Source organism: Burkholderia seminalis DSM 23518, from assembly GCF_902832885.1.
Taxonomy (GTDB): domain Bacteria; phylum Pseudomonadota; class Gammaproteobacteria; order Burkholderiales; family Burkholderiaceae; genus Burkholderia; species Burkholderia seminalis.
The window spans coordinates 123,666-136,308 of record NZ_CADFDK010000008.1 but is presented as its reverse complement, the minus strand read 5'-3'; the positions used below and the strand labels follow the sequence as shown (position 1 = coordinate 136,308).

General features: G+C 69.3%; 10 protein-coding genes. 2 read left to right on the top strand and 8 right to left on the bottom strand.

What is annotated here, in order from left to right:
• Positions 1–32: 32 nt before the first annotated feature.
• From HWX00_RS23890 to exaC, 3 genes are all read right to left on the bottom strand, one after another.
• Positions 33–1,067, bottom strand: a complete 1,035-nt coding sequence (locus tag HWX00_RS23890; RefSeq protein ID WP_034188143.1) for a helix-turn-helix domain-containing protein — start codon at positions 1,065–1,067, stop codon at positions 33–35.
• A 217-nt stretch (positions 1,068–1,284) separates the two neighbouring features.
• On the bottom strand, positions 1,285–1,827 hold the full coding sequence (locus HWX00_RS23885; RefSeq protein WP_124670642.1) for a hypothetical protein: 543 nt from the start codon (positions 1,825–1,827) through the stop codon (positions 1,285–1,287).
• A 247-nt stretch (positions 1,828–2,074) separates the two neighbouring features.
• Complete coding sequence (gene exaC / locus HWX00_RS23880; RefSeq protein ID WP_175029222.1) at positions 2,075–3,601, bottom strand: acetaldehyde dehydrogenase ExaC; 1,527 nt, start codon at positions 3,599–3,601, stop codon at positions 2,075–2,077.
• A 322-nt stretch (positions 3,602–3,923) separates the two neighbouring features.
• Between exaC and HWX00_RS23875 the strand changes: the two genes are divergently transcribed.
• Positions 3,924–4,352, top strand: coding sequence for a pyridoxamine 5'-phosphate oxidase family protein (locus tag HWX00_RS23875; protein ID WP_059559541.1), 429 nt, complete (start codon positions 3,924–3,926; stop codon positions 4,350–4,352).
• Between the two features lie 88 nt (positions 4,353–4,440).
• On the opposite strand, the gene HWX00_RS23870 is transcribed toward HWX00_RS23875, so the two are convergent.
• Complete coding sequence (locus tag HWX00_RS23870) at positions 4,441–6,045, bottom strand: MFS transporter (protein WP_175868147.1); 1,605 nt, start codon at positions 6,043–6,045, stop codon at positions 4,441–4,443.
• Positions 6,046–6,207: 162 nt separating this feature from the next.
• Between HWX00_RS23870 and HWX00_RS23865 the strand changes: the two genes are divergently transcribed.
• Positions 6,208–7,092 (top strand): LysR family transcriptional regulator, encoded by an 885-nt coding sequence (locus tag HWX00_RS23865; protein ID WP_059559446.1) that lies wholly within the window; start codon positions 6,208–6,210, stop codon positions 7,090–7,092.
• Here the strand turns inward: HWX00_RS23865 and eutC are convergent, their stop codons facing one another.
• The 4 genes from eutC to HWX00_RS23845 all read right to left on the bottom strand — a co-directional run bounded on the left by eutC (position 7,093) and on the right by HWX00_RS23845 (position 12,443).
• Positions 7,093–7,887 (bottom strand): ethanolamine ammonia-lyase subunit EutC, encoded by a 795-nt coding sequence (gene eutC, locus HWX00_RS23860; protein ID WP_034188148.1) that lies wholly within the window; start codon positions 7,885–7,887, stop codon positions 7,093–7,095.
• Positions 7,884–9,281, bottom strand: a complete 1,398-nt coding sequence (locus tag HWX00_RS23855) for an ethanolamine ammonia-lyase subunit EutB (protein ID WP_034188149.1) — start codon at positions 9,279–9,281, stop codon at positions 7,884–7,886. Before HWX00_RS23855 ends, eutC begins: the two co-directional genes overlap by 4 nt.
• 100 nt (positions 9,282–9,381) lie before the next feature.
• Complete coding sequence (gene eat / locus HWX00_RS23850; RefSeq protein ID WP_034188150.1) at positions 9,382–10,791, bottom strand: ethanolamine permease; 1,410 nt, start codon at positions 10,789–10,791, stop codon at positions 9,382–9,384.
• A gap of 188 nt (positions 10,792–10,979) precedes the next feature.
• On the bottom strand, positions 10,980–12,443 hold the full coding sequence (locus HWX00_RS23845; protein WP_069705858.1) for a mechanosensitive ion channel: 1,464 nt from the start codon (positions 12,441–12,443) through the stop codon (positions 10,980–10,982).
• Positions 12,444–12,643: the final 200 nt, after the last annotated feature.

Genomic DNA, 12,643 nt, shown 5'->3' with positions numbered 1-12,643 from the left:
AGCGAGTCGGAACGTCGCCCCCGCCGCCTTCGTCACCCCGCGCCGACTCGCACCGCGCGATCGCGCAGCGTCTCCGACGGCCGCTTGCCGAACAGGCGCCGGTAATCGGTCGCGAACTGGCTCAGGTGCCAGAAGCCCCATGCCTCCGCGACATCCTGCACCGAGCCGGCTGCGCGGCCGCACAGGTCGCGCCGCGCGCCGTTCAGCCGCAGCGTGCGCAGGTAGGTCGCGGGCGCCATCCCGAGCACGTCCTGGAAGCAGTACTGCAGCGTGCGCCGGCTCACGTGCAACTGCTCGCACAATTCCGGCACGCCGACCGGGCGCGTGCGGTGCGCGAGCACGTAGTCGCGCGCCTGATCGACGATCCAGCGCCGCGTCGACGGCGCGGCGCCGCTGCCGTCGTCGGCCGGGTGCGCGCACACGTCGAACAGCGCGGCCAGCACGTCGGCCTGCAGGTCGTCGCGCTGCGCATCGGGCAGCGGGCCGGCCATCGCCACCGCGCCGTCGAGGCGGCGGCCGAGCAGCGCGCACAGGCGCGCGAGCCGCGCATCGCCGACCTGCATCACGCACTGCGTGAACAGCCGCTCGTCGAGCGCACGACGTTCGACCTCCTGCGCGTAGCGGCGCAGCACGTCGCCGCGCACGACGACGCCGTAGATCGAGAACTGCGCGGGCGTCACCAGTTCGAATTCGACGTTGCCGGGCCGGAACGCGAGCGCACCGGGCCCGATGCGGCACGCATCGACGCGCGCCGTGCCGTCGGACACGAGCGGAATGCCGAACCAGTACGCGTCGCCGCGCACTTCGCACGCCTGACGCAGCAGGTGGCTCGTCGATTCGCGAAACAGCTTCATCGTGTCGAGCGGCAGCTCGGTCAGCGTGCCGACGAAGCGGCCGGCCGCGAGCTGGTCGTAGGTCTGCCGCCAGCCGATCAGGTTGCGCGCCTGCTCGTCCGCATCGTGCGCGACGCTGACGACCGCCTGCCCGGCCAGCGCATCGTCGCCCTGCGCATTGCGCCGCGTGTCTTCGGCGGTCGGTTCTTCCCTGCACGCCACGTATTGATCCATCGTGTCCTCCCTCACCTGCGCGGAACCGCGCCTGTCACGCAAGTCCCGTGCCGAACCGCATGGCCCAGCGAATCGCCCGCCATTGCACGCTGTCCGGCCGATACGCGCCATGCGGGCGCACCCGAAGGCGGCGGGGCGCGCACGCCGCCGGTGCGATACGCGGTGCAACATGCGCCGCGACCGCGCATCCGTGCCGCGACCGGCTCCCACACACCGGCTAGCCGGCCGGCTTCAGCCGCACGACCCGCGTGCCGCAGTTGCCGTACGCCTGCGCGACCGCCAGCTCGACGATCGTGCTGCCCGCCGCCCACGGCGCCGCGTCCGCTTCGGGCTGATCGGCCCGCAACGTGGCGCGGCCGTTGATCCGGTACCGGATCCCGCGCACGAAATCGACGAACAGCAACCCGACACCGCTGCCGTCGTACACGGCCGACGCGATCCGGCCGCCGCCGTCATGTGCGGCCAACGCAAACCGCAGCGTCTTCGTGTCGATCACGCGAACGACGGGCAGCAGATCGCCGTTCGCATCGCGCAGGCTCTGCACGATGTCGCAGGTCACGACAGCGCCGGTGCCGCCCGCTGCGCCGACGAACATGAACGGCTGCGATTCGACAAACTGCCGCACGCCGATGCTCAGGCGCGTCGTCACGACGTCGCTCATCCGCTCGGCTTCGTCGGCGACGCCGAAGCGGTGCTGCGCGTCGAGTTCACCCGGATGAAATACCGGGTGACGCGGAAAGGATCGGGGCGGTTCTGCCATGCTGGTTCTTGTTAAGCGCGTGAGCGCACCGTGCCGCCGCGAACGGGCGGCCGCCGGTGTCGTCTCCGGTGCCGGATGCGACGATGCAGCGCCGGCGCCGAATGTCGAAATCGAAACGGGCCACGCGCCGCGCGAGCGCGCCCGGCGCCGTATGCGCTGCCCGCGTCACCGTGAAAGACCGGCAACCGCACCGGCCGGCGTTGCGCTGCCGGCCGGTGCGTCCCGGCGCTTGCCCCCGTGTCGGCGATCAGAAGAACCCGAGCGCCTCGGCCTGATAGCTCACCAGCAGGCACTTCGTCTGCTGATAGTTCGACAGCGCCATCTTGTGCGTCTCGCGGCCGATCCCCGACTGCTTGTAGCCGCCGAACGCCGCATGCGCGGGGTACAGGTGATAGCAGTTGGTCCACACGCGGCCGGCCTCGACCTCGCGGCCAATCCGGTACGCACGCGTGCCGTTGCGCGTCCACACACCGGCGCCGAGCCCGTAGAACGTGTCGTTCGCGAGTTCGATCGCTTCCTGCTCGTCCTTGAACGTCATCACCGACGCGACCGGCCCGAAGATCTCTTCCTGGAACACGCGCATCTTGTTGTTGCCGAGCAGCATCGTCGGCTTCACGTAGTAGCCCGTGCCGAGTTCCGCGGCCGGCGCCGTGCGCTCGCCGCCCGTCAGGCATTGCGCGCCTTCGCCGCGGCCGATGTCGATGTACGACAGGATCTTGTCGAGCTGCTGCTGCGACGCCTGCGCGCCGATCATCGTCTGCAGGTCGAGCGGGTGGCCGGCCTTGATGCGTTCGACGCGCGCGACGGCCTTCTCGATGAAGCGTTCGTAGATCGATTCCTGGATCAGGATCCGCGACGGGCACGTGCACACTTCGCCCTGGTTCAGCGCGAACATCGCGAGCCCTTCGAGCGCCTTGTCGAGGAACGCGTCGTCCTGGTCGAGCACGTCGGCGAAGAAGATGTTCGGGCTCTTGCCGCCCAGTTCGACCGTCGACGGGATCAGGCTCTCGGCCGCGGCGCGCAGGATGTGCTTGCCGACCGGCGTCGAGCCCGTGAACGCGATCTTCGCGATCCGCTTGCTGGTCGCGAGCGCTTCGCCCGCTTCCTTGCCGAAGCCGTTCACGATGTTGATCGTGCCGGCCGGGAACAGGTCGCCGATCAGCTCCATCAGCACCAGCACCGACGCGGGCGTCTGCTCGGCCGGCTTCATCACGACGCAGCAGCCGGCCGCGAGCGCCGGCGCGAGCTTCCACGCGGCCATCAGCAGCGGGAAGTTCCACGGGATGATCTGGCCGACCACGCCGAGCGGTTCGTGGAAGTGGTACGCGACGGTGTTGTCGTCGATCTCGGAGATGCCGCCCTCTTGCGCGCGGATGCAGCCCGCGAAGTAGCGGAAGTGGTCGATCGCGAGCGGCAGGTCGGCGGCCATCGTCTCGCGCAGCGGCTTGCCGTTGTCGATCGTCTCGGCCACGGCCAGCAGCTTCAGGTTCTTTTCCATCCGGTCGGCGGCGGCGAGCAGCAGGTTAGCGCGCTCGGCCACGGACGTCTTGCCCCACTTGCGGCGCGCGGCGTGCGCGGCGTCGAGCGCCAGCTCGATGTCGTCGGCGCCCGAGCGCGGCACGCGGCAGAACGGCTGGCCGTTGATCGGCGACACGTTCTCGAAATACTCGCCCTTCACCGGCGCGACCCACTTGCCGCCGATGTAGTTGTCGTACTGCTGACGGTACGGGTATTCGACGTCGAGGCCCAGTTGCTTCAGGTCAAACGGGTTCATACATGTCTCCTGTTCATCGTGCTTTGTGTGGATGCAGCGCCGGTTGGAATGCGCTGCATCCGTTTACGCAACATGCGTGCCAAACAGGACATGACCACGTCGATCGCCGCCGGCCCGTGTGCGCACCGTGCGGTGTTCACGCGTGAAGCACGATGGGTGCGCCGATTCTGAACACCGCGATTGCGCAGCGGCGCGGCCGGTGTTCGAAATTTCCACAGTGCGCGGCACTGCGCTGCACGCGGATGCGGGCCGCGCCGCGTGGCATGTCGCTTGCATGCGACCCGACGATCGACACGCAACGGCCTTCGCGCCGCCCGACACCATGAACGACCCGTGCCCGCTGACCGACGACGCCATCGCGTTCATCCGCGAGCAGGCGTTCCTGATCGTCGCGACCGCCGACGCGGCCGGCAACGGCGACTGCTCGTACCGCGGCCGCCAGCCGCGCGGCGACGGCTCGTTCGAGCCGCTCGTCCACCTGCCCGACCGCCGCACGCTCGTGCTGCCCGACTTCGCGGGCAACAACCTCTTCAATACGATCGGCAACCTGCTCGTGAATCCCGCGATCGCGCTGCTGTTCGTCGATTTCGTGCGCCAGACGACCTGGCTCGTGCAGGGACGCGCGACGATCGACGAGGATGCGGGAAGCCGCGCGCACCTGTGGCCCGATGCGTTGCGCTATGTGGTGGTCGACGTGGAACGGGCACAGGCGCGGGCCGATGCGGCGCTGCCGCCGCTCGTGCTCGCATGACGCGTCGCGTGTGATCCACGCGCGACGGAATAGGCCGGCGCGCGGCTTGCCGTCATCCGCACCGCCACGCGCGACGACGACGCAACGCTCAACGTCCGTGCGTTTCCGCGCAGGCCGGTTCGATCCGGCCGCGCACTGGCGCGCCGGCGCCGTCATCCGCTTCAGGCGTTTCAGCCACGGCAGCCCGCCCGCCGAGAAACGCGAACACCACGGCGGCACACAACACGGTAACGACGGCCAGCCCGGTCAGCAGCCGGTCGAACGCATGCGCGTAGCTCGCGATCAACGCCGCGTGCCCGACGCCCGGCAACGCGGCGGCCGCGCCCGCGAGATCGCCGGTCGCGAGCCGTGCGGCCGCCCGCAGCGTCGCGTCCGGCGTGCCGGCCGCGCCCGCCGCCTGCGTCAGCCCGGTCCGCGCGAGCGCGGCCAGCACCGCGCCGACGATCGCCAGCGCGATCCCCTCGCCGGCCACCCGCGTCGTGCTGAAAATGCCCGTCGCCATCCCCGCGCGCTCCTTCGGCACGACGCTCACCGACAGCCCGTCCATCAGCCCCCACGGCATGCCGGCGCCGACGCCGATCGCGAGCATCGGCGCGATCGCCGCGGGCCCCGCGCCGCCGCGCAACGCGATGCCCAGCCACACGAGCCCGGCCGCCGCGACGATGAGCCCGAGCCCCGAGATCACGCCGGCCGACAGCCAGCGCGTGAGCGTCGCCGCGACGAACGGCACGACCAGCATCGGCGCGGAGATCGCGAGCATCAGCCAGCCGGCGTCGATCTCGCTGAAGCCGTCGATGCCGATGAAGCGCAGCGGCAGCACGACGAGCAGCACGATGTAGCAGCAGCAGGTCGACACCGGCAGCACCTGCACGCCGACGAAGCGCGCGATGCGAAACAGCGACAGATCGAGCATCGGCCGCGCGACACGCGTCTCGATCGTCACGAACGCAGCCGCGCCAAGCGCCGCCCCGGCCAGCAGCGCGATCACGAGCGCGCTCGACCCGCCGCGCGCGGGCGCCTCGATCACGCCGAACGTGAACAGCGTCAGCGCGGCCGTGAACGCGGCCGTGCCCGGCCAGTCGAGCCCCGTCGCGTGCGGGTCGCGCGACTCGTGCATGCGCGGCAGCCCGAACACGAGCGACAACACGCCGGCCACCGCGCTCGTCATGAAGATCGCGCGCCAGCCGTAGTGCCCGATCAGGCCGCCGGCGAGCACGGGCCCGAACGCGAGCCCGATGCCGAAGGTCGTGCCGAGCAGGCTGAACGCACGCGTGCGCGCCGCGCCGTCGAACTCCTGCGCGAGCGCGGCGGTACCGCCGGCGAGCGCCGCGGCGGCCGCGAGCCCTTGCGCGGCGCGCAGCAGGTCGACCGCGAGCATCGACGGCGCGAACGCGAGCGCGACCGACATCAGCGTGAAGCCGCCGACGCCGATCGCGAACACGCGCTTGCGCCCGAACTGGTCGGCGAGCGCGCCCGACGCCATCAGGAGGCTGCCGAACGCGAGCATGAACGCGTTGGTGATCCAGTTCATCGCGACCGGGCTGCCGTGCAGGTCGCGGCCGATGGCCGGCGTCGCGACCGCGCCGCCCGAAAACGACAGCGGCAGCGCGACGGCGGCCATGCAGACGGCGGCCAGCACCCATGCGCGCCGGCGCGCCGACTGGGCCGAAACGGCCGATACAGGGTGATCCATCATCGCTCCTCGAAAAGCCGGCGCGGCTGCGCCGTCAGAGCGACAGAAGATAAATCCGATTCAATCCGCGAAAAACTACGCAAAGCTCCGCATATAACGGACTAAAATTCCGCAATTCCCGTGGCGCGAGCGTCGTCTTGCGCCCTTCGATTCGATGGAACGATGGAAAACCTCTCCGGCATCGTCGCGTTCGTCCGCACCGCCGAAGCGTTGAGCTTCGTCGCGGCCGGCCGTGCGCTCGGCATTTCGGCGTCGGCGGTCGGCAAGACGATCGCGAAACTCGAACAGTCGCTCGGCGTGCGCCTGTTCAACCGCACGACGCGACGCGTCACGCTCACCGACGAGGGACGACACTTCTACGAACGCTGCCAGCGGATCCTCGAGGATTTCCGCGATGCGGAAGCGGCCGTGACGGCGTCCGCGCAGCGCCCGCGCGGCAGGCTGCGCGTGAGCCTGCCGGTGATCGGCTACCGCTTCCTGCTGCCCGTACTGCCGGAATTCCGGCAGCGCTATCCGGACGTCGAGCTCGATCTCGATTTCAACGACCGGATGGTCGACGTCGTCGAGGGCGGGTTCGACGCGGTGATCCGCAGCGGCCCGCTGTCCGATTCGAGCCTGATGTCGCGGCGGCTCGGCCCGTTCGCGTTCGTGCTGTGCGCGACGCCCGCGTATCTCGCGCAGGCCGGCACGCCGCGCACGCCGCGCGACCTCGAGGCGCACGACTGCATACGCTACTGCTTCCCGACCACCGGCAAGCTGCAGGACTGGGCGCTCGCGGCCGACGACGGCACGCCGCTGAAGCTGCGCACCGCGATGACCTGCAACAACATGGAGGCGTTGCGCGGCACCGTGCTCGCGGGGCTCGGCATCGGCTACATGCCCGACTTCCTCGCGCGCGACGCACTCGAACACGGCGCGCTCGTCACCGTGCTCGACGACTACCGGATCGCGCCGGGGCAGTTCTCGATCGTGTGGCCGTCGAGCCGGCAGTTGTCGCCGAAGCTGCGCGTGTTCGTCGATTTCCTGTGCGAGCGGCTGTTCAGGTAGTCACGCCGCGCCGATCCGCCCGGCTTCCGCCGGCGGCGGCAGCGCATCGCTGTCGTCCTTCAGCCCCACGCCGGTGAGCCCGAGGCGGCGCGCATGCGTCATCAGGTAATGCAGCTTGTGCGCGGCTGCCGCATGCGGCAGCCCTTCGGGCCGCACGTTCGAGATGCAGTTGCGCAGCGCATCGTGGCAGCCGACTTTCGGCGCCCACGTCAGGTACACGCCGAGGCTGTCCGGCGAGCTGAGCCCCGGCCGTTCGCCGATCAGCATCGCGACGACCTTCGCGCGCAGCAGCTCGCCGATCTCGTCGCCGAGCGCGACGCGCGCCTGCTTCGCGACCACCACCGGCCCGACGCGCCAGCCGTCCGCGTCGAGCCGCGGCCGCACGGCCTGCAGCAGCGGCAGCGCCTGCTTCGCGGCCGCGAACGCCGACAGCCCGTCGCCGACCACGAACACGACGTCCGGCGCCTCGTCGAGCGCCGCGCCGTAGCCGGCCAGCAACCCGCGGCTGTCGTCCGACAGCTTGCGGCCGAGATCGGGCCGGCGCAGGTAATGGTCGCGATCCGGCGCGGCGCTCTGCACGCCGAGCGTCGGCAGCAGGCCGGCCGCCTCGATCTCGCGCCGCAGCGCGTCCGCATCGAGCGGCTGGTGCACCGCGTCGCGCGCCTGCGCATGCGACAGGTTGAAGGCCAGCAGCGGCGCGGTCGGCAGGCTGTTGCCCGCGCGGCCGAGCGCGATCCGCGCGTTCGTGAACGACTTCAGCTGCGCCCACGGATTCTTCTCGACGGCGTCGCTCATGCGGACACCCCCATCCAGTCGTTCGCCCCCGCGAGCAGCGGCACGCGTGCCGTCGCCGTGCGCAGCACGCCGTGCGCGTCGGCAATCTCCATCGTCTCCAGCCATTCCTCGAATTCCGGCGCGCGGCGCAGCCCGAGCACCTCGCGCACGTAGAGCTGGTCGTGGAACGACGTGCTCTGGTAGTTCAGCATCACGTCGTCCGCGCCCGGGATCCCCATGATGAAGTTGATGCCGGCCGCCCCGAGCAGCGTCAGCAGCGTGTCCATGTCGTCCTGGTCGGCTTCCGCGTGGTTCGTGTAGCAGATGTCGCAACCCATCGGCACGCCGAGCAGCTTCCCGCAGAAGTGATCCTCGAGCCCCGCGCGGATGATCTGCTTGCCGTCGTACAGGTATTCGGGGCCGATGAAGCCGACCACCGTGTTCACGAGGAACGGCTCGAACTTGCGCGCGACCGCATACGCGCGCACTTCGCAGGTCTGCTGGTCGACGCCGAAGTGCGCGTTCGCCGACAGCGCGCTGCCCTGGCCCGTCTCGAAATACATCAGATTGTTGCCGACGGTGCCGCGCTTCAGCGACAACGCGGCCTCGCGCGCCTCGCCGAGCAGGGCCAGCGAGATGCCGAAGCTCGCGTTCGCTTTCTCCGTGCCCGCGATCGACTGGAACACGAGATCGACCGGCGCGCCCTTCTCGATCGCCGCGATCGTGTTGGTCACGTGCGTGAGCACGCACGACTGGGTCGGCACGCCGTAGCGTTCGCGGAACGCGTCGATCATCGCGAGCAGCTTGACGATCGCCGCGAGGCTGTCGGTGGCCGGGTTGATGCCGATCATCGCGTCGCCGCAGCCGTACATCAGCCCGTCGAGCATCGACGCGGCGATGCCCTTCACGTCGTCGGTCGGGTGGTTCGGCTGCAGCCGCACCGACATCCGGCCGGCCAGCCCGACCGTGTTGCGAAAGCGCGTGACGACGCGGCGCTTGCGCGCGGCCGCGATCAGGTCCTGGTTGCGCATCAGCTTCGACACGGCCGCGACCATCTCGGGCGTGAGGCCCGGCGCGATCCGTTCGAGCGCCGCGCCGTCGGCCGCGGGCGACAGCAGCCAGTTGCGGAAATCGCCGACGGTGAGGTGCGAGATTTCCGCGAACGCCTGCGCGTCGTGATCGTCGATGATCAGGCGCGTGACCTCGTCGTCTTCGTACGGAATCACCGCCTCGTTCAGGAACGCCTTCAGCGGCACGCCCGCGAGCGCGATCTTCGCGGCCACGCGCTCCTCCTCGCTCGCCGCCGCGACGCCGGCGAGCTGGTCGCCGGAACGCAGCGGGCTCGCCTTCGCGAGCAGCGTCTTCAGGTCCGCGAAGCGGTACGTGCGCGGACCGATCGTCTCCGTATAGGACATCTGCGAGCCTCCTTGCCCATCCTTGCCAAAAGCCGACGGCGCGCCCGTTCGACGGGGCGCGCCGGATGCCGTCAGAAACGGCCTGCCATCTTCACGCTGCTCACTCCTCCAGCAGCGCGTCGCCCGGCGCACTCGCCCGCTGCGAACGCGTCGCGAGGAAGTACGCGTAGCCGACCGCGAGGAAGCCGACGAATACCAGCGCGACCAGCCCGTTGAAATACACCATCGTGCCGAGACAGACGAGCGCGGCCAGGATCGCGAACGCCGGGAAGATCGGGTACATCGGCGCGCGGAACGGCCGCGCCATGTTCGGCTGCGTGCGGCGCAGCTTGAACAGCGACGCCATGCTCACGATATACATCACGATCGCGCCGAATACCGACATCGTCACGATGTTCGCGGTCAGCGTCTGCCCGCCGAACTGGATCAGCTCGTCGCTGTAGATCGCCGCGATGCCGACCACGCCGCCCGCGAGAATCGCGCGATGCGGGGTCTTGAAGCGCGGATGGACCTTGCCGAGCCATTCGGGCAGGTAGCCCTCGCGGGCCAGCGCGAAGATCTGGCGCGAATAACCGAGGATGATCCCGTGGAACGACGCGACGAGCCCGAACAGCCCGAGCCACACGAGCATGTGCATCCAGCCGCTGTTCGCGCCGACGATGTACTTCATCGCCTGCGGCAGCGGATCGTTGATGTTCGCGAGCTTGGTCCAGTCGCCCGCGCCGCCGGCGAACACCATCACGCCGATCGCGAGCGCGACGAGCGTCAGGATCCCGGCGACGTACGCGATCGGAATCGAGCGCTTCGGGTTCTTCGCTTCCTCGGCGGCCATCGCGACGCCTTCGATCGCGAGGAAGAACCAGATCGCGAACGGGATCGCCGCGAACATCCCGTGGAACGCGCCCACGCTGAAATGATCGGCGCCCGACCAGCCGCCCTTCGCGAAGTTGCTCCACGCGAAGCCCGGCGACACGACGCCCATGAACACCAGCAGCTCGAAGATCGCGAGCAGCGTGACGACGAGCTCGAAGGTCGCCGCGATCTGCACGCCGACGATGTTCAGCGCCATGAACACGAGATACGCGCCCATCGCCGCGTGCTTCGGCTCGAGGCCGGGGAACTGCACGTGCAGGTACGCGCCGATCGCGAGCGCGATCGCGGGTGGCGCGAAGACGAACTCGACGAGCGTCGCGGCGCCGGCGAGATAACCGCCGGTCGGGCCGAACGCGCGGCGCGCATAGGCGAACGGGCCGCCGGCATGGGGGATCGACGTCGTCAGCTCGGTGAAACTGAAGATGAAGGTCGTGTACATCGCCGCGACGAACAGCGCGGTGATGACGAAGCCCAGCGTGCCGGCGCTCGCCCAGCCATAGCTCCAGCCGAAGTATTCGCCGGAAATCACGAGGCCGACCGCGATGCCCCACAGTTGCCAGGTCCCGAGCGTCTGCTGCAGCGCGGGCTGGCCGGACTTGGCGCCGGCGGCGGGCCGGCCATTCGACTCTGCTTTCATCGGACATTCTCCTCAAGGGCGCCGGGCCTTGCCGGCCCGCGCGACTGAGAATCGATGCTAGAGAGTCATTAAACGACGTGTTATCGAAATTCGGCAAAGATCGCGGCTGACATTTCGCTGACGGAAACGCCGGCCGCGCGGGTTGCAACGGCGATCCGGCCGCACGACGCGGGCCGGATCGCCCGTGCTTACTGGCCGCCGCCGCGCTGGTTGAACCAGCGGTCGAGCAGCTTGCCGGCTGCCTCGCGGCCGCCGAGGCCGAACGACAGCGCCACGGCCACCGCGATCGCGCCGAGCACGAGGCCGAACGCGAGCTGGACGATCTCGTTCGCGATGCCCATCGCGCGCAGCCCCATCGCGAACACGAGACCGAGGATCGCGAATTGCGCGATGCGCGCGAACAGCACGCTGTGTTCGCGGTCGGCCTGCTCGAGCACGCGGCGCGCGAGGCCCGCGAGCCACACGCCGATCACGAGGATCACGCCGCCCATCAGCACGTGGCCGCCGAATTCGATGAACAGCGTGACGACGTCGCGCACCTGCGAGAAACCGAGCCGGTTCGCGGCTTCGACCGACGCGAACAGCATCGCGAAGAACACGATCAGCCGTGCGACCAGCACCGACGGCTGCAAGATGCCCGAGAACACGCGCTCGACGCCGAGCACCGCCGGCAGCCCGTCGGCGCCCGCGGCTTCGAGCAGCTTCTGCGCGAGCGACGCGACGAAGCGCGCGAAGTAGAACGTGACGACCACGATCACGATCGCCGCGACGATGTCCGGCACCGCGCCGAGGAACTGGTTCAGCATGTTGGTCGCGGGAATCGAGATCGCCTCGATCTTCAGCGCGTCGAGCGCGGAGATCAACGTCGGCACGAACACGAACACGTAGACGATCGTGCCGATCAGGCTCGACACGCGCACGGGCGTCGGGCTGTCGAGGCGCTGCGTGAGGCGATCGGCGCCGGCGGCGACCAGCAGGTTCGTCACGAGGCCGCGCAGCACGCGCGCGACGACCCAGCCGACGAAGCCGATCACCGCGGCCGCGAACAGGTTCGGCACGATCGCGAGCAGCTTGTCGACCATCCCCTGCACCGGCGACAGCAGCCCCGACAGCGCGAACGACGCGAGGATCGCCGGCAGGAACATCAGGATCACGAGCCAGAACAGCACATCGCCGAGATAGCCGCTCATCGGCTGCATGCCGGCGCCTTCGGACAGCTTGTCGTCGATCCGGCTGGCCTTCAGCGCGCGGTTCGCGAGGCTGCGCAGCAGCGACGCGATGAGCCACGCGATCAGCGTCAGCGCCGCGCCGCCGATCAGGTTCGGCAGGTAGTTGACGATGTGCGTGACGAGCAGCGAGAACGGATTGGAAACCGCATACAGATTGAGCACGTTGAAGATGCCCACCGCGGTGACGAGCAGCACGAGCCAGAACAGCCCGCCGGCGATGATGCGCTCGACGCACGCGCCCTGGCCGGTGCTGTCGCTGATCCGCTTGTCGACCTTCAGCGCACTGAGCAGGCGCAGCGCGCCGGCCCGCACCACCACCGCGATCAGCCAGCCGATCACCAGGATGCCGATCGCGCCGGCGATCTTGGGCAGGTATCCGCCTAGCGTGCTCTGCAGCGACGTGATGAAGCTGGAAGCATCCATTTCTTCTTCTCCCGAAAACGTGGTGTTGCGATTGAACATCGACGAACTACCTGCGTACTTCGAAAAGCGTGCGGCCCTGTCCGAGCAACTTACCCGAGAAAAATGACGCGATCACCCGATTTCACCGTCTTTAACTTTAGTCATTGATTGCGGAGGGGCAAGACCCCATTTCGGCGAAAATAAAAAGGGGCGGATTCAGG

Bases quoted from the DNA above. Each gene is read 5' to 3' on its own strand.
- HWX00_RS23890 (WP_034188143.1), bottom strand. From the start codon at position 1,067: ATGGATCAATACGTGGCGTGCAGGGAAGAACCGACCGCCGAAGACACG.
- HWX00_RS23885 (WP_124670642.1), bottom strand. From the start codon at position 1,827: ATGGCAGAACCGCCCCGATCCTTTCCGCGTCACCCGGTATTTCATCCG.
- exaC (WP_175029222.1), bottom strand. From the start codon at position 3,601: ATGAACCCGTTTGACCTGAAGCAACTGGGCCTCGACGTCGAATACCCG.
- HWX00_RS23875 (WP_059559541.1), top strand. From the start codon at position 3,924: ATGAACGACCCGTGCCCGCTGACCGACGACGCCATCGCGTTCATCCGC.
- HWX00_RS23870 (WP_175868147.1), bottom strand. From the start codon at position 6,045: ATGGATCACCCTGTATCGGCCGTTTCGGCCCAGTCGGCGCGCCGGCGC.
- HWX00_RS23865 (WP_059559446.1), top strand. From the start codon at position 6,208: ATGGAAAACCTCTCCGGCATCGTCGCGTTCGTCCGCACCGCCGAAGCG.
- eutC (WP_034188148.1), bottom strand. From the start codon at position 7,887: ATGAGCGACGCCGTCGAGAAGAATCCGTGGGCGCAGCTGAAGTCGTTC.
- HWX00_RS23855 (WP_034188149.1), bottom strand. From the start codon at position 9,281: ATGTCCTATACGGAGACGATCGGTCCGCGCACGTACCGCTTCGCGGAC.
- eat (WP_034188150.1), bottom strand. From the start codon at position 10,791: ATGAAAGCAGAGTCGAATGGCCGGCCCGCCGCCGGCGCCAAGTCCGGC.
- HWX00_RS23845 (WP_069705858.1), bottom strand. From the start codon at position 12,443: ATGGATGCTTCCAGCTTCATCACGTCGCTGCAGAGCACGCTAGGCGGA.